Origin of the sequence: Pseudarthrobacter sp. LMD1-1-1.1, from assembly GCF_040676255.1 — a bacterium.
Taxonomy (GTDB): domain Bacteria; phylum Actinomycetota; class Actinomycetes; order Actinomycetales; family Micrococcaceae; genus Arthrobacter.
On record NZ_JBEGHP010000012.1, the window covers coordinates 335302 to 349774 of the forward strand.

Sequence of the window (14473 nt, forward strand, 5' to 3'; positions counted from 1 at the left end):
TTCGTGTGCCCGGCCTGTGCCCCCGGGGAGGGCTGAGACCAACACCAATTCCCGATTGTATAGATGTATACAAGTATGATGGCTGGTGGAGGTACCGCCGATGCCAGAGTCACCTGCCCGGAACACCGGGGCCCATTTTGTTTACAGCGAGCTGAAGCGCCGGATCCTGAGCCTTGAGCTGAAACCGGGGGAGCGCATCTACGAACCGGCGATGGCATCGGCGCTGCAGGTGAGCCGCACGCCGCTGCGTGAGGCCATCCGGCGCCTCATCTCGGAAAGCCTGCTGGAACAGCAGCCCACCGGCGGGGTGCTGGTGCCGGCCCTTGACGAAGCTGCCATTTCGGAGCTCTACGAGGTCCGCGCGGCAATGGAATCCCTGATGGCCCGCAACGCCTGCCTGAAAGCGACGCCTGCTGACATCGAAGCCCTGCGCGGCATCCTTGAACGCAACGCCGCCATGGTGACGTTCGCCGATGACGCCATGCAGCAGGGCATGGCGCTGCACTCAAAAATCGCCGCGATCGCCGGAAACTCCTGGGCCCGCCGCTTCCACGGCCAGATCTCGAGCCATATGGAGCGGTACCGGCACTTCACCAACAGCACCCAGGAGCGCCGGGACCAGGCCCTGGCCCAGCACCGGACCCTGGTGGATGCAGTGGCCGGCGGCGATCCGGACAAGGCTGCCGCCATCGCTTTCGAGCACGTGATGGGCGCCCGGGACGCCGCGGTGCGGGCCATCTCCGGCGCCACAACCGGCGCATGATCGGTGAACTCGGACGGCGCACGTCCACGGCCCTGCTGGTCCATTCCGCACTCATCCAGGCAGTCACCTTCCTGGTCCGCCCGGCCGCCACCTACCGTGCGCTCGAGCTCGATGTCCCCGGCTTCGCCCTGGGCCTGCTCGCCGCCAGCTACGCCGTCTTTCCGCTGCTGCTTGCCGTGCCCACGGGCGGCCTGGTGGACCGCCTGGGTGAGCGCAGGCTCATGGCGATCGGGTCCGCCGTCGTCCTCTCCTGCTCTGCCTTCCTGCTGCTGTGGGGCTCCTCGATCGTGGCCCTGGTCATCGGAACCGCGCTGCTGGGCGCGGGGCAAGTGGCGTGCGTCGTGGGGCAGCAGGCGGTGGTGGCCAACAATGCCGCCTCGTCCCGGATGGACTCCGCGTTCGGATACCTGACGTTTGCCGCGTCCCTGGGGCAGGCCCTGGGGCCGCTGGCGATTTCCCTGGTGGGCGGCGCATCCATCCGTCCCGACACCCAGGCGATCTTCCTTCTTTCGGTCGTCATGAGCCTGGTGCTGTTCGCCACCACCTTTGTTGTCCCGGCCCACGTCAGCGCCGGGAGGAAGAAGGCCGTTTCCGCCGTTACGGGCAGTGCGGTATCCCTGCTGAAGTCACCCGGCGTGGCCCGCGCCCTCGCCACCAGCGCCACCGTCCTGGCCGTGGTGGACCTGACCATGGTCTACCTGCCGGCCCTCGGCGCCGACCGTGGACTCACCGCGGCAACCGTGGGCGCCATGCTGACCGTCCGCGCCGTCTTCTCCATGGTGTCACGGCTCCTGCTGGGCCGGGTGTCCCGGAGGATCGGCCGGATGCGGCTGCTGGTGGTGAGCCTGGCCCTGTCCACCGCGGCTTTGGCGGCTGCGGCCATTCCCATGCCGGCGTGGTTGCTCTTTGTGGTGATGGCCGTGCTGGGGCTGGGCCTGGGCATCGGCCAGCCGCTGACCATGTCCTGGCTTTCGGCGCAGGCGCCGGCTGGGCAGCGGGGGCGTGCACTGGCGCTGCGGCTCGCCGGCAACCGGGTGGGGCAGGTGGTCCTGCCCAGCACCATCGGCGTCGTTGCCGCCGGGCTGGGCGCGGGCGGCGTGTTCCTGGCGTCAGCCGTCGTGGTGGGAGGGACGCTCCTGCTGCTTCGCGGGGTGCAGCTGGACTGACAGCTGCTGCCCAGCGTCACGCCGGGCAGGCTTTCAGGCAGCGCACGACGGCGGGTCCCCGGGTTCCCGGGGCTTCCCCGCCCCAGGTGGGCCGAAAGCGTGCCGTGCGTGACGCCGTCGCCCGCCTTTTTGCGGCGGTTGCGGTTGCGGCGAGGGTCAGTAGACGGAGCCCTCCAGCAGCTCGGACAGGCGTCCCGCGGCGCGGCGCAACTCGGGGACCCCGGCTTTCAGGGTAGCCTCGCTGGCTGCTTCCACCGGGCTGGTGAGCGAGATCGATTCGGTGGGCCGGCCCGTCCGGTTGGGCACGGCCATGGCCACCGACAGGACACCGGTGGCACGCTCATCGGCGGAGAACGCATAGTCGGTTCCGGGTTCCGGGAGCCGCGCACGCAGTTCCTTCGCTGTCAGCTCCGCGTCTTCCTGGCCGGCCGCAACGGCCGCCGCCACTGCCTGCTGAAGTTCGTCATCGGACGCCGACGCGAGCAGGATCTTTCCTGCGGCGCCGAGCGTCAGGGGCAGCCGCTTGCCCAGCGGCAGGTCGTAGCGCAGCGGTGCCTCGCCGTCCACGCGCGCCACCAGGATGCGCTCGAAGCCAAGCCGCGAATACAGCGACGCCGTCAGTCCGGTCTGCGCTGCCACCTGCTGCAGGACGGGGCGCGCGGCGACAACCAGGGGATCGTTCTCCAGGAAACTCCGTGCGGCGGGCAGGACGGCCGGGCCGATCCGGTAGGACTTGTCCGTCTGGCTCACCATCCCGAAATCCTGCAGCACCCGGAGGATCCTCAGCGTGGTGGGCAGGCTCATGCCGCAGTTCCGCGCCAGATCGCTGAGCCGCTGCGGCCGTTCGGCCCGCTGCAGTTCGGCGAAGACCTCCATGGCCCTCGAGAGGGAGCGCATGTTCGAGGACTTGGGGCCCTCTTCTGCCGTGCCGGCAGTGGTGGAAGTCGTCGTCGCCATTCTTTCATTCTATGTAAGTTTCTTGCGCTTGACAGCCCCTGTGTCTCCTGTCACTATTTCTCAGTACGCAATATAGTTTCATTCTGTGAAATGCAATGACGCGCTGTGAAAAGGAAACTCATGACAACGGAGTCAGTCACGACCAAAGCAGGGAGCACCATCCGGGTGGCACCGGGTGTGCTGGCGGGAATCGGTGCCTTCGCCGCCGTCGGCATCTATGTCCTGGTCAGCTCGCTCAGCCTGGGGCTCTGGACATCCCTCGGCCCCGGCGCCGGAATGTTCCCCTTCGCGATGGGTGCTCTCCTGGTGGCGATGTCCGCCGTCTGGCTCCTGCAGGAACTCCGCCGGCCCAGCGCCAGGGGCGAGGGTGTGGACAAGGGTGTGGTCATCTCCGTCGTGGCCAGCCTGGTCATCCTGGCGTCCGTGATGGACCTGCTGGGCTTCCAGCTGAGCATGTTCGCGTTCCTGCTCTACCACCTGAAAATCCGGGGACGCCGGGCCTGGGTGCCCTCACTGATCATCGCCCTGGCGGGAAGCGTCGGCGCTTTCTACGCCTTCAACTACGGCCTGAACGTGGCCCTTCCCGTATCGGCATTTACTCCGCTGAACCTGATCGGACTCTAGGCATGGAAACCCTCAACGAACTGCTCGGCGGCTTTGCCACCGCCATGACCTGGCAAAACCTGCTGTTTGCCTTCCTCGGCTGCCTGCTCGGCACCATCATCGGCGTCCTGCCCGGCGTCGGACCCGTCGCAGGCGTGGCCCTGCTGATCCCGCTGACGCTCAACCTCGACCCGGCCGGGTCCATCATCATGCTGTGTGCCATCTTCTACGGCACCCAGTACGGCGGAACCATCACCAGCGTCCTGCTGAACACTCCCGGCGAAGCCTCCTCGGCCATCACCACCATCGACGGCTATGCCATGACAAAAATGGGAAGGGCGGGTGCGGCACTGACGCTGGCCGCCGTCGGCTCCTTCATCGGCGGCACCATCGCCACCGTCGGCCTGGTCGCCGCCGCGAAACCACTCGGCGAGATGGGTTTGCTGGTGGGGCCGCCCGAATTCTTCGCGCTCATGGTGGTGGGCATTTCGCTGCTGGTCGCCCTGGCCGGAAAGTCCATGGTCAAAGCCCTGATCTCCGGCGCCCTGGGCCTGCTGATCTCCATGGTGGGCATCGATCCCGTGGCCGGAGCACCGCGCTTCACCTTCGGCATCGACAACCTGATGGACGGGGTCAGCTTCGTTGCCGTCATCGTCGGCGTCTTCGGACTCTCCGAAATCCTCTCCTTCCGCCGGAACGAGCCCACCCCGGTGGTGCATGCGCCAGGTTTCCGGCAGCTGTTCCCGTCCAGGACGGAATGGCGCCGCAGTGCACCCGCCATGGCGCGCGGCACCGGCGTCGGCTTCGGCCTGGGCCTCATTCCCGGCATGACCGGCTCCGTGTCCTCGCTCCTTTCCTACGCCACGGAAAAGAGGTTCTCGCGGTTCCGCCACCAACTCGGCAAGGGCGCCGTCGAAGGCGTGGCCGGTCCGGAGACCGCCAACAATGCCCACGCCAACGCTGCCCTCATCCCGCTGTTCACCCTGGGAATCCCCGCCTCGCCCACCATCGCCGTGCTGATGGGCGCGTTCCTGCAGCAGGGCCTCACCCCGGGACCCAGCCTGTTCACGGAACACTCGGAGATCGCCTGGGCCATCATCGCCAGCCTCTTCATCGGAAACGTCCTCCTGCTGCTGCTGAACGTCCCGCTCGTGGGGCTGTGGACCTCCATCCTCCGCGTGCCCACCCCGATCCTGACCGCAGTGATCCTCGTGTTCATGGTCATCGGGGCCTACACCATCAACTTCAGCGTCTTCGATGTCTACGTCATGATCGGCTTCGGCCTCCTGGGCCTGGCACTGCGGAACCTCGACGTGCCGCTGGCCCCGATGGTGCTCACCCTGGTGCTGGGGCCGCTGATGGAACGCTCCCTGCGCGAATCTCTGGAAATATCCCAGGGCGACTTCACCGTCTTCACCAGCCGTCCCATCTCCGCCGTGCTGATCGGCCTGGGCCTGCTCATCATCTGCAGCCCCCTGCTCAAACTCCGCAAGCCCAAGGCCCTCATGGAGGACCCCGAAGCCTGACCCGCCACCACAACCCGCATTTCCCGCACCGCTTCAAAGGAGAAGAACCATGTCACGCAACAAGATCATTGCAGCCGTCGCAGCTGCGTCCCTGCTCGCCCTCACCGGCTGTGGCGCCAACGCCGGAGCCGGCAACTCCGCCGCAGCCGCTGGCGACTTCCCCAAGAAGGGCAAGTCAATCGACCTGATTGTCGCCTTCTCGTCAGGCGGCGCCGTGGACACCGCCGCCAGGCTCATCCAGCCGGTCCTCGAAAAGGAGCTCGGCACCAACGTTGAGGTCATCAACAAGCCCGGTGCCGGCGGCCAGATCGGCTACACCGCCCTGACCGGCGCCAAGCCGGACGGCTACACCATCGGCGCCACCGGATCCCCCTCGGTGGTGGTCTCACCCCTGGACCCGGCCCGCGGCGCGAAATACACCAGGGACAGCTTCCAGCCGCTGGGCCGGCAGGTCATCGACCCCACCGTCATCGCCGTCCAGCCGGACAGCCCGTACCAGACCCTGAAAGAGCTGCTGGAAGCGGTCAAGGCCAAGCCGAAGTCACTCACCGCCAGCACCACGGGCATCCAGACCGGCGAACACTTCGCCCTGGCCCAGATCCAGGAAAGCACCGGCTCGGAGTTCGCGCCGGTCCACTTCTCCGAGGGGGCCTCCCAGGCCACCACCGCCTTCCTGGGCAAGCACGTGGACGTCCTGGTGGCCAACGTCAGCGACGTGAACGACCTCAGCAAGCAGGGCAAGGCACGGGTGCTGGGCGTCATGTCCGGGGACCGCGCCCCCTCGCTGCCGGACATCCCCACGTTCAAGGAATCCGGCTACGACCTGACCGCCGGCACCGCTCGCGGCTACTCCGCCCCCGCCGGGCTCCCGGCTGACGTGGCCAAGAAGCTCGAAGCCGCCATCGAGAAGGCCATCGAGGACCCGGCCGTGGTGCAGAAGATGAAGGACCTGGGCCTGCAGACCAGCTACCTCAACGGCACCGACTACCAGAAGTTCTGGGCAGGCCAGGAAGACGACTTCAAGAAGGTCCTTCCGCTGGTCCAGAAAAAAGACTGACCCACAGCCCCTAAGGAACCGACCATGACAACTCCAGCCCTTGATACCAGCGCCGACTTTGCCCGCCCCGACCAGGGGACCGTGGACCGGCTCGCCAAGCTGCCCGCTGCCAATATCGGTGACGCCATGGACCGGCTCGGCGTGGCGGACTCCGCCATCCAGGCCGTGTGGCCCGGTGCGAAGCTGGCCGGACCGGCGTTCACCGTATGGACCCGTCCCGGCGACAACAAGGGCATCCACGCTGCCCTGCAGCTGGCCCGTCCGGGAGACGTCATTGTGGTCGCCGGCGGCGCCGATGAATCCCGCGCCCTCCTGGGTGAATTGATCGGGGAGCGCGCCATCAACCTCGGCGTCGCGGGCTTCGCGCTGGACGGAGCAGCGCGCGACGCCGAGGCGCTGGGTGAGATCGGCATGCCCGTCTTCGCGCGGGCTACTTCGCCCGCCGGCCCCTACAAGGACGGTCCCTTCAGGCTGGGAACCGCCGTAGCCTTCGGCGGCGTCCCCGTCCTGCCCGGCGATGTCATTGTCGGTGACTCCGACGGCGTGGTGGTTGTCCCCCGGGAGCAGGCCGCCGCCGTCGCCGAAGCCGCCGAAGCGGTGTTCGCGGATGAAACCGGCCGCCGCCAGGCCATCGTCGCCGCCCGCAACTGAACCGCACCCCCACCAGAACGTCACCAGAAGGAACAGAGCAAAACCATGACAGCGTGCACCGTCATTGGCCTCGGCGAAGCCGGAGCCACCTATGCCGCAGCGCTCGCAGCTGCGGGCCACCAGGTCACCGGGTTCGACCCCGTGGCCCCCACCACCCCGGAAGGCGTCACTCGGATGGCCACGGCGGCCGAAGCATGTGCCGGGGCAGACATCGTCCTGGTGATGACCGGAGCGGCAGCTGCCCGCAACGTGGCGCAGGAATGCCTGCCGGTCCTGGGTGACGGCAGCGTCTACGCCGACTTCACATCCTCCTCCCCGGGCGTCATGCAGGAACTCGGACAGCTGCCCAGCAATGCCGGCTTTGCCGACGTCGCCATCCTTGGCCCCGTCTCCGCGCTGGGGGAAAAGACGCCGCTGATGGTGAGCGGCCCCGGCGCCCAGGCTGTTGCCGGCCTGCTGCGTCCCCTCGGCGTGCAGGTGGAAATCGCCGACGGCGAGCCTGGGGCTGCGATGGCCCACAAACTGCTGCGCAGCGTCCTCATGAAGGGCCTGGCGTCCGTGGTGGTGGAAGCGGTCACGGCCGGCAAGGCAGCCGGCCTGGAGGACTGGATCCGCGGCCAGATCGCGAACCAACTGGCAGGGGACGGCCAGGCTGTCATCGACAGGTTCCTCACCGGAAGCGCCAAGCACGCCGTCCGCCGCTCCAAGGAAATGCAGGACACCGCCAGCTACCTCTCGGACCTCGGTGTCCCGGCCGAGATGACCACCGCCTCCGCCGCAGCCCTCGCCCGGATGGCCCAGAACGCGGAACCGGCCTTGCGCTGACCGCGCAGCAGGGCACAATCAGGAACGGGAAATACGTGATTTCAACAGCAACAAGCATTCCGTTATTAGGAGCAGCAGCATGATCGGCATCTGGGCACTGGGCGCCTACCTTGCCGTGATCCTGCTTTGGACGACTGCAATCAAGCGCAGCGTGGGGGAGGCCATGATCCTGGGCTTCCTGGTGGTCCTGCCGTTTACCGGGGCCGCCGCGGCACAGGTGGGTTGGTCAGCGTTCTACTCGGCAGCGACCGACGAGATTGTCTACGCCACCATGGCATTCGTCTTCATGGGCTACCTGTTGGATAAGGGCGGCGTGCTGGATCGGCTGATCGACCTGCTGAACTCGCTGATCGGCGGAGTCAAGGGCGGTCCGGCCTGGGTCTCCACGGTAGCCTCCGCAGGCCTGGGCGGAGTGGTCCACAACCAGGCGGCCATCGCCGCGACGGTGGGCTCGGTGACCATTCCCTGGATGGAAAAGTCCAGGCTCGACAAGCCTGCTGCCGCAACCCTCGTGGCCGGGAACGCCGGCATGGGCATCACCTTTCCGTTCAGTGCCTCCATGTTCGTCCTGGTCGGTTCCGCCACCGTGGGGCCTCTGCTGGACATCAACGCCCTCGTCCTTCCCCTGCTGTTCGGCGGCCTTTGGTGTTTCCTGCACCGGCTCATCGTCACCTGGCTGCTCATCAGGAAGAGCGGGATGGCGCCGCTCGACGCCGCCCACCGCCTGTCTGTCCGGGCCGCCTTCGGCCAGGGGTGGGCCACGCTCCTGCTGTTCGTCGTCGTCGCCATTCCCTTGGTCATCACCTCCGGCTTCCTGACCTCGGCGCTCTCCGACTGGACCGGTGGGGATGTCAGCAAGTCCGTCAGCGTGATCGTGTGGATCCCGGTGGTCCTCCTCATTACGGGTGCCCTGCTGGGCCGGAAGAAACTGCCCCGCACTGGCCGCGACTGGGGAAACCTGCTGCACGGTTCGGCCCCTCGGTTCGGCATCGTGGGCGTTACGGTGCTCTTCGCCTTCGCTGGAGCCAATGCCCTCGCCGCCACGGGCCTTCCCAAGCAAATGACCGCCCTGCTGAACGGGATGAACCTTCCCCTGTGGCTGCTCGCCATCCTGATCGGGCTGATTGTCATCGCGGTCGCGGCCCCGTTGTCCGCCACGGCCACCATGGCCGCCGTCGGAACGGTCGGCGTCGCAGCCCTCGTCGCCGCCGGTGTGCCGGCCACCACGGCCGCCGTGGCCGTGCTGGTGTTCTCCTCCTGCGAGGCCGCGGTCCCGCCCGGCGGCGCACCGCTCTATGTTGCCTGCGGCATCGCGGACGTCAACCCCATCAAGACCTTCGCCCGCCTGCTCACCCACTATGCGCTGCCCCTGCTGGTCATCGGCGTGCTGATCATCCTCGGCGTCCTGCCGATCTAAGGAACCACCATGAACACATCCCGCAGGATCACCGGAACCGTCTTCACCCTCACCCTCGCAGTCCTCCTCATCGGCGGCGTCCTGTTCGTGGCCGGGCAGGCCGCGGGCCTTGTGGCCGGGCAAAACGGCTGGCTCGAGTTCTTCAACAACGTCATCAAACCGCCCCTCTGCATTGCCGCATCGGCGTGCGCGGTGGCAGGCTTCCTGCTCAGCTACGGGCAGCCACGGAAAAAGGCCGGGCAGAAACAGGAAGCAACCACCCGATGACTGTCCACAAACCATTTCCCACCTACGCGGAACTCCTGGCGAGGGAGGGCGACCTGGCGGGAACATCCTGGGGCCTCTTTCCGGGGCCCGACAGGGGTACACCCTCCTTCATCACCCCCGCGGCCGTCCTGGAAGCCAGGAACAGCATCCGGACCGGCACCGTGTTCGGCCTGGACTATCCCGCCGACGCCTTTGATCCGGGGATGTCGCTCAAGCGCGGAGCACCCCGGCACACCATCTACTCCTCCCATCCCGCCCACCGCGATGACTACCTTGACGGGTATTACCTCCAGGGGTCGACGCAGATTGACGGGCTCCGGCACCGCCGGGCCGATGACGTGGGGTTCTACAACGGCGTCCCGGACCACCGGATCACCGAAGGCACCCCGGACCTGGGGGTCCAGGAATGGGCCGAACACCCCATCGCCGGCCGGGGCGTGCTGATGGACCTCGAGGGCTTCCGGAACGGCATGGGCCAGCCCATCGACCACGCAGCCGGGGAACCGCTGGGTTTCGACCTGGTCCACGCGGCCTTGGACTCCCAGTCCCTGACAACCCGTCCCGGCGACATCCTCATGCTCCACACCGGGTGGTGCGAATGGTTCCTCGCGCTGAACCCGGAGGAGAAGCAGCGGCTCCGTGAAAGCCGGAAGGCAACAGGCGTGGCGCAGTCGCAGGAGTTCGTGGCCTGGGCGTGGGACCGCCGGTTTGCCGTGATCGCCGCCGACAACTTTGCCTTCGAATGCCTCCCCGCGGTCCCGGGAAGCCCCTACCGGGAGTCCGCGGTCAACGACCACGGCATGATGCACCAGCAGCTCCTGGCCAAGCTCGGCATGCCACTGGGCGAGTTGTGGCGGCTCGGCCCCCTGGCGCGGCACATGCGCAGCACGGGCAGGTGGGACGCGTTCATCACCATCAAGCCGCTGAACATCACCGGGGGCACCGGCTCCCCGGCCAACGCCACCGCCATCGTGTGAGCTGAGGGCGCGGGAGCGTCACGCGAGGCAGGTTTTCAGGCAGCGCACGACGGCGGGATCCCGGGTTTCCGGGGCTTCCCCCGCCCCGGGTGGGCCGAAAGCGTGCCGTGCGTGACGCCGTCGTCCGCCCACCGTCCGGTTCCACTGGGCAGAAGCCGCCCGTTGCCCGTGGGCCCGTTGCCCGGCAGGCTGTAGGAATGACGAAGCTGCAGCCCGCCGCCAACCACTCACGCCTCGACGCCGCCGCTGTTGCCTCCGGGATCGAGCCGCGCCCGGCCGGGGTCATCGCGCTGGACCCGGTGCTGGCAGGGATCTGGGACCTCGCCGCACCGTACCTTCAGGTCCGGGACAACGACGCCCACACCCTCTATGCCTTCGGCCTGGCCCGCGCCCTGCTGGACGCCCACCCGGAAGCGGACGCCGCGGTGGTGCTTCCAGCCATCCTGCTGCACGACACCGGCTGGTCACAGGTCGCGCCCGGTGACGTCCTCGCCGCCATTGCACCGGGCGGCGGCAGGCCAGACCTGGTGCTGCTGCACGAAAAGGAGGGGGCGCGCCTGGCCGCGGACATCCTCGCCGAGTGCCGTTACGACCACACCAGGATCCCCGCCATCCTGGACATCATCGACGGCCACGATTCCCGGCGGGAGGCCCTCTCCATCGAGGACGCGATCGTCAAGGACGCGGACAAGACCTGGCGCCTCAGCCCGCACGGCCTCGACACCGTCATGGACTGGTTCGGGCTGGACCGCGGGCAGGCCCTCCGGCTCTGCTCCCAGCGCGTGCACGGCCACCTGTTCACCGCGGAGGCGCAGGCCATGGCGCGGGCGCTGTCAGCCCTGGAATCGGTCACCCTCTGGCCGCAACGGCAACGTCTGCTTGGCTGACCTGGAAACCGGCGCGGTCCGGAGCCGTTCCCGCGCTTAGACTCTTTCCGGACGCTGCCGGCACCTTGGCCCAGCGCCAGGAGCGAGGAGGCCCCCATGGCCGGCGGCAACCGCGACCCCGGACGCACCGTGACGTCCAAAGTGCTGTCCATCCTGGAAGCCTTCGAGACGTCCCGCGGCGCCCTCAGCCTGACCGACATTGCAGACAAATCCGGGCTACCGCTCAGCACGGCGCACCGCCTGGTGAACGAACTGACCGACTGGGGATTCCTGTCGCGGGAACCGAACGGCCGCTACCAGCTGGGCATCCGGCTGTGGGAGCTGGCGCAGAACACCGGCCGCCAGCTGCGCGATGCCGCCCACCCCTACATCCAGGACCTGTTCTCGCTGACGGGCGAGACGGCACACCTGGCCATCCGGGCCGGCAATGAGGTCCTGTACATCGACCGGGTCTACGGCTCCAAACGCGTGCCCCGCGCGTCCCGGGTGGGCGGCCGCCTTCCCATGCACGCCACCGCCGTCGGGAAAGTCATCCTGGCGTTCGAAGACGACTGGGTGCGCGACGCCTACCTGCACCGGGACCTGGAGCGCGCCACCGCCCACACCCATATCGACCCGCAAAAATTCACCGCCGAGCTGGCGGACATCCACGCGCAGGGCTACGCCACCACCCTCGAGGAAGTGCGGCTTGGCTCGTGCTCCATTGCTGTCCCGGTGTTCCATACCGGCCGGATCGGCGCCGCGATCGGCCTGGTGCTGCCCACCGCCCAGGCATCCACCATGACCAGGTACCTTCCCGTCCTCAAGGGCATCTCAGCCCAAATCGAAAAGGCCACCGCGCGGATCCCCCTGGAGACATTGATCGGCGTCCACAAAGCCCCGCGCTTCTGACGTTCGCTTCCGTCCAGTGGAAGCCGGCGCTGTCCCCGCCCGGTGATGTGGACCACACTGGTCACTAAGAAACCCCCGCCGCCCCGAGGCGCCGGGCGGAGCCAAGTCACCAGGAGTCAACATGTCATCGTCGACAGAAACGGCTGGCCGTTGTCCTTTCGGGTACGGCGCCGAAGCCCCCGCCGGGCACCACGGCTACGAACCCTTCCAGATGAAGGATCCCTTCACCGCCTACGCAGAGCTCCGGGCCGAGCAGCCCGTGATGTTCGATGAGCGCACAGGCCTGTACGTCGTCTCCCGGTACGACGACATCAAAGCCGTCTTCGAGGACTGGGAAACGTTCTCCAGCGAAAACGCCCAGGCCCCGGTCCGGGAACGCGGACCCGCTGCGAAAAAGATCATGGAAGAGGGCGGCTTCACCGCCTACTCCGGCCTGTCCGCGCGCCGTCCGCCGGAGCACACCCGCATCCGCGCCGTAGTGCAGAAAGCCTTCACGCCCCGCCGCTACAAGGCGCTGGAACCGTTCATCCGGCAGAACGTGGTGGACCTGCTCGAAAAGATGCTGTCCCGCGGAGAGCGCCGCGGGGATCTGGTCAAGGACCTGGCCTACGACGTTCCCACCATCACCATCCTCACCCTGATCGGGGCGGACGTTTCCCAGGTGGACACGTTCAAGCGCTGGTCCGACTCCCGCGCGGCCATGACCTGGGGCGACCTCAGCGACGAACAGCAGATCCCGCACGCCCACAACCTGGTGGAGTACTGGCAGGAATGCCTGCGACTGGTCCGCCTGGCCCACGAACAGGGCGGCGACAACCTCACCGCAGACTTGGTCAAGGCCCAGCAGGACGGCGCCGAAATCTCGGACCACGAGATCGCCTCGGTCCTCTACAGCCTGCTCTTCGCCGGGCACGAGACCACCACCACCCTCATCTCCAACGCCCTGCGCGAGCTCCTGGCCCGTCCGGAGCAGTGGCAGCAGCTGGTGGCGGATCCCAAGAAGATCCCCGCCGCCATCGACGAGGTCCTCCGCTACGCCGGCTCCATCGTCGGGTGGCGCCGCAAGGCCCTCAAGGACACCGAGGTGGGCGGCGTGCCGATCGAAAAGGGCTCGCAGCTGCTGCTCCTGATGGGATCCGCCAACCGCGACGAAACCAAGTTCACCGACGGCGAGGACTTCGACATCACCCGGCCGAACGCCCGCGAGCACCTCTCCTTCGGGTTCGGCATCCACTACTGCCTGGGCAACATGCTCGCCAAGCTGCAGGCGAAAATCGCGCTCGAGGAGGTGGCCCGGCTCGCCCCCGGGCTGCAGCTCGACGCCCCCGGGGACATCGCCTTCCGCGAAAACCTCTCCTTCCGTGTTCCCGAGACCGTTCCTGTCACCTGGAAGGCCTAAGCACCATGCACAGCAACGATTACGTCCAGTTCTTCGACGGCGGCATCGAGCCGAAGCTTGAAAACCTCGGCGGCAAGGGAGCGTCCCTGGTCACCATGACCTCCGCCGGCATGCCCGTTCCGCCCGGCTTCGTCGTCACCACCGCGCAGTTCGATGCCTTCATGGACGAAGCCGGCATCACGGCAAAGATCCACGAACTGCTGGCCGGGCTGGACCCTGAGGACACCCGGCAGGTGGACCAGGTGTCCGCGTCCATCCGCGAGGACATCTGCTCCCGCCCCGTCCCTGAAGAACTGCGCAGCATGACCATCGCCGCCTACGAATCCCTGATGGGACGCTTCGACGCCCCCGTCCCCGTGGCAGTGCGCTCCAGCGCCACCGCCGAGGACCTGCCGGACGCCTCCTTCGCCGGGCAGCAGGACACCTACCTCTGGCTGGACGGCGTCAAGGCAGTCACCGACCACATCCGCCAGTGCTGGGCTTCGCTCTACACCTCCCGCGCCATCATCTACCGGCTCAAGAACAGCATCCCCAACGAAGGCCTGTCCATGGCCGTGGTGGTGCAGAAGATGGTCAATTCCAAGGTTTCCGGCGTGGCCATCACCATGGACCCCACCAACGGCGACCGGTCCAAGATCACCATCGATTCCTCCTACGGCGTGGGCGAGATGGTGGTCTCCGGCCAGGTCACCCCGGACAACATCGTGCTGGACAAGGTGACCCTCGCCGTCGTCACCGAACACCTGGGCGACAAGCACGCCGAGCTGGTCCCGGACGCCGGCGCCAAGGGCCTGGTGGAACGCGAGGTCGACGACGAACGCCGGGGCCGCCGCAGCCTCACCGACGCCGAGCTCACCGCCGTCGCCCAGATGGCCAAGCGGGCCGAGAAGCACTACAAGTGCCCGCAGGACATTGAGTGGGCCCTCGACGCGGACCTCCCCGACGGCGAAAACCTGCTCCTCCTGCAGTCCCGGCCGGAAACGGTCCACTCCTCGAAGCCTGCCGCGGTGACCGCGCCCCAGCCGGTCGTCACCGGCGGCTACTTCAGCGGCTTGAGCACCCCCGCGCTCAAGCCGACTGCCTGACC

The 14473-nt window shown here is 67.6% G+C and carries 15 protein-coding genes; 14 read left to right on the forward strand and 1 reads right to left on the reverse strand.

Translation table 11 applies throughout. The annotated features are described in order from the left end of the window. The first annotated feature begins 100 nt into the window (after nucleotides 1–100). Nucleotides 101–763, forward strand: coding sequence for a GntR family transcriptional regulator (locus MRBLMD1_RS07085; protein WP_364398469.1), 663 nt, complete (start codon nucleotides 101–103; stop codon nucleotides 761–763). Further along, nucleotides 760–1929 carry an MFS transporter gene (locus MRBLMD1_RS07090; RefSeq protein ID WP_364398471.1) on the forward strand — a complete coding sequence of 390 codons (1170 nt, stop codon included), beginning with the start codon at nucleotides 760–762 and terminating at the stop codon, nucleotides 1927–1929. Before MRBLMD1_RS07085 ends, MRBLMD1_RS07090 begins: the two co-directional genes overlap by 4 nt. A gap of 156 nt (nucleotides 1930–2085) precedes the next feature. On the opposite strand, the gene MRBLMD1_RS07095 is transcribed toward MRBLMD1_RS07090, so the two are convergent. Beyond that, nucleotides 2086–2886, reverse strand: a complete 801-nt coding sequence (locus MRBLMD1_RS07095) for an IclR family transcriptional regulator (RefSeq protein WP_364398473.1) — start codon at nucleotides 2884–2886, stop codon at nucleotides 2086–2088. Between the two features lie 120 nt (nucleotides 2887–3006). Between MRBLMD1_RS07095 and MRBLMD1_RS07100 the strand changes: the two genes are divergently transcribed. From MRBLMD1_RS07100 to MRBLMD1_RS07155, 12 genes are all read left to right on the forward strand, one after another. After that, nucleotides 3007–3510, forward strand: a complete 504-nt coding sequence (locus MRBLMD1_RS07100) for a tripartite tricarboxylate transporter TctB family protein (RefSeq protein ID WP_364398475.1) — start codon at nucleotides 3007–3009, stop codon at nucleotides 3508–3510. A 2-nt stretch (nucleotides 3511–3512) separates the two neighbouring features. Beyond that, nucleotides 3513–5015: a tripartite tricarboxylate transporter permease gene (locus MRBLMD1_RS07105; protein ID WP_364398477.1), complete on the forward strand. Its 1503-nt coding sequence runs from the start codon at nucleotides 3513–3515 to the stop codon at nucleotides 5013–5015. A 49-nt stretch (nucleotides 5016–5064) separates the two neighbouring features. Continuing rightward, nucleotides 5065–6072 (forward strand): tripartite tricarboxylate transporter substrate binding protein, encoded by a 1008-nt coding sequence (locus tag MRBLMD1_RS07110; RefSeq protein ID WP_364398479.1) that lies wholly within the window; start codon nucleotides 5065–5067, stop codon nucleotides 6070–6072. Between the two features lie 24 nt (nucleotides 6073–6096). Further along, nucleotides 6097–6723: a methyltransferase gene (locus MRBLMD1_RS07115; protein ID WP_159634816.1), complete on the forward strand. Its 627-nt coding sequence runs from the start codon at nucleotides 6097–6099 to the stop codon at nucleotides 6721–6723. 45 nt (nucleotides 6724–6768) lie between these two features. Next, nucleotides 6769–7548 carry an NAD(P)-dependent oxidoreductase gene (locus tag MRBLMD1_RS07120; RefSeq protein ID WP_364398481.1) on the forward strand — a complete coding sequence of 260 codons (780 nt, stop codon included), beginning with the start codon at nucleotides 6769–6771 and terminating at the stop codon, nucleotides 7546–7548. A 79-nt stretch (nucleotides 7549–7627) separates the two neighbouring features. Further along, nucleotides 7628–8965, forward strand: a complete 1338-nt coding sequence (locus MRBLMD1_RS07125) for a TRAP transporter large permease subunit (RefSeq protein WP_364398483.1) — start codon at nucleotides 7628–7630, stop codon at nucleotides 8963–8965. 9 nt (nucleotides 8966–8974) lie between these two features. Then, entirely contained in the window at nucleotides 8975–9232 is a 258-nt protein-coding gene (locus MRBLMD1_RS07130) for a hypothetical protein (RefSeq protein ID WP_364398485.1), read from the forward strand. Continuing rightward, the gene (locus tag MRBLMD1_RS07135; RefSeq protein ID WP_364398487.1) at nucleotides 9229–10209 is read left to right on the forward strand and encodes a cyclase family protein; all 981 of its coding nucleotides are present in this window, start codon (nucleotides 9229–9231) and stop codon (nucleotides 10207–10209) included. The genes MRBLMD1_RS07130 and MRBLMD1_RS07135 overlap by 4 nt, the downstream gene beginning before the upstream one ends. A 197-nt stretch (nucleotides 10210–10406) precedes the next feature. After that, nucleotides 10407–11096 (forward strand): HD domain-containing protein, encoded by a 690-nt coding sequence (locus MRBLMD1_RS07140; RefSeq protein WP_364398489.1) that lies wholly within the window; start codon nucleotides 10407–10409, stop codon nucleotides 11094–11096. Nucleotides 11097–11192: 96 nt separating this feature from the next. Beyond that, nucleotides 11193–11987 (forward strand): IclR family transcriptional regulator, encoded by a 795-nt coding sequence (locus MRBLMD1_RS07145; protein ID WP_364398491.1) that lies wholly within the window; start codon nucleotides 11193–11195, stop codon nucleotides 11985–11987. 121 nt (nucleotides 11988–12108) lie between these two features. Next, nucleotides 12109–13386, forward strand: a complete 1278-nt coding sequence (locus MRBLMD1_RS07150) for a cytochrome P450 (protein WP_159634795.1) — start codon at nucleotides 12109–12111, stop codon at nucleotides 13384–13386. 5 nt (nucleotides 13387–13391) lie between these two features. Next, entirely contained in the window at nucleotides 13392–14471 is a 1080-nt protein-coding gene (locus MRBLMD1_RS07155; protein ID WP_159634789.1) for a PEP/pyruvate-binding domain-containing protein, read from the forward strand. Nucleotides 14472–14473: the final 2 nt, after the last annotated feature.

What these genes read in the sequence shown, in the direction of transcription:
- MRBLMD1_RS07085 (WP_364398469.1), top strand. Translation starts at nt 101, where the DNA reads ATGCCAGAGTCACCTGCCCGGAACACCGGGGCCCATTTTGTTTACAGC.
- MRBLMD1_RS07090 (WP_364398471.1), top strand. Translation starts at nt 760, where the DNA reads ATGATCGGTGAACTCGGACGGCGCACGTCCACGGCCCTGCTGGTCCAT.
- MRBLMD1_RS07095 (WP_364398473.1), bottom strand. Translation starts at nt 2,886, where the DNA reads ATGGCGACGACGACTTCCACCACTGCCGGCACGGCAGAAGAGGGCCCC.
- MRBLMD1_RS07100 (WP_364398475.1), top strand. Translation starts at nt 3,007, where the DNA reads ATGACAACGGAGTCAGTCACGACCAAAGCAGGGAGCACCATCCGGGTG.
- MRBLMD1_RS07105 (WP_364398477.1), top strand. Translation starts at nt 3,513, where the DNA reads ATGGAAACCCTCAACGAACTGCTCGGCGGCTTTGCCACCGCCATGACC.
- MRBLMD1_RS07110 (WP_364398479.1), top strand. Translation starts at nt 5,065, where the DNA reads ATGTCACGCAACAAGATCATTGCAGCCGTCGCAGCTGCGTCCCTGCTC.
- MRBLMD1_RS07115 (WP_159634816.1), top strand. Translation starts at nt 6,097, where the DNA reads ATGACAACTCCAGCCCTTGATACCAGCGCCGACTTTGCCCGCCCCGAC.
- MRBLMD1_RS07120 (WP_364398481.1), top strand. Translation starts at nt 6,769, where the DNA reads ATGACAGCGTGCACCGTCATTGGCCTCGGCGAAGCCGGAGCCACCTAT.
- MRBLMD1_RS07125 (WP_364398483.1), top strand. Translation starts at nt 7,628, where the DNA reads ATGATCGGCATCTGGGCACTGGGCGCCTACCTTGCCGTGATCCTGCTT.
- MRBLMD1_RS07130 (WP_364398485.1), top strand. Translation starts at nt 8,975, where the DNA reads ATGAACACATCCCGCAGGATCACCGGAACCGTCTTCACCCTCACCCTC.
- MRBLMD1_RS07135 (WP_364398487.1), top strand. Translation starts at nt 9,229, where the DNA reads ATGACTGTCCACAAACCATTTCCCACCTACGCGGAACTCCTGGCGAGG.
- MRBLMD1_RS07140 (WP_364398489.1), top strand. Translation starts at nt 10,407, where the DNA reads ATGACGAAGCTGCAGCCCGCCGCCAACCACTCACGCCTCGACGCCGCC.
- MRBLMD1_RS07145 (WP_364398491.1), top strand. Translation starts at nt 11,193, where the DNA reads ATGGCCGGCGGCAACCGCGACCCCGGACGCACCGTGACGTCCAAAGTG.
- MRBLMD1_RS07150 (WP_159634795.1), top strand. Translation starts at nt 12,109, where the DNA reads ATGTCATCGTCGACAGAAACGGCTGGCCGTTGTCCTTTCGGGTACGGC.
- MRBLMD1_RS07155 (WP_159634789.1), top strand. Translation starts at nt 13,392, where the DNA reads ATGCACAGCAACGATTACGTCCAGTTCTTCGACGGCGGCATCGAGCCG.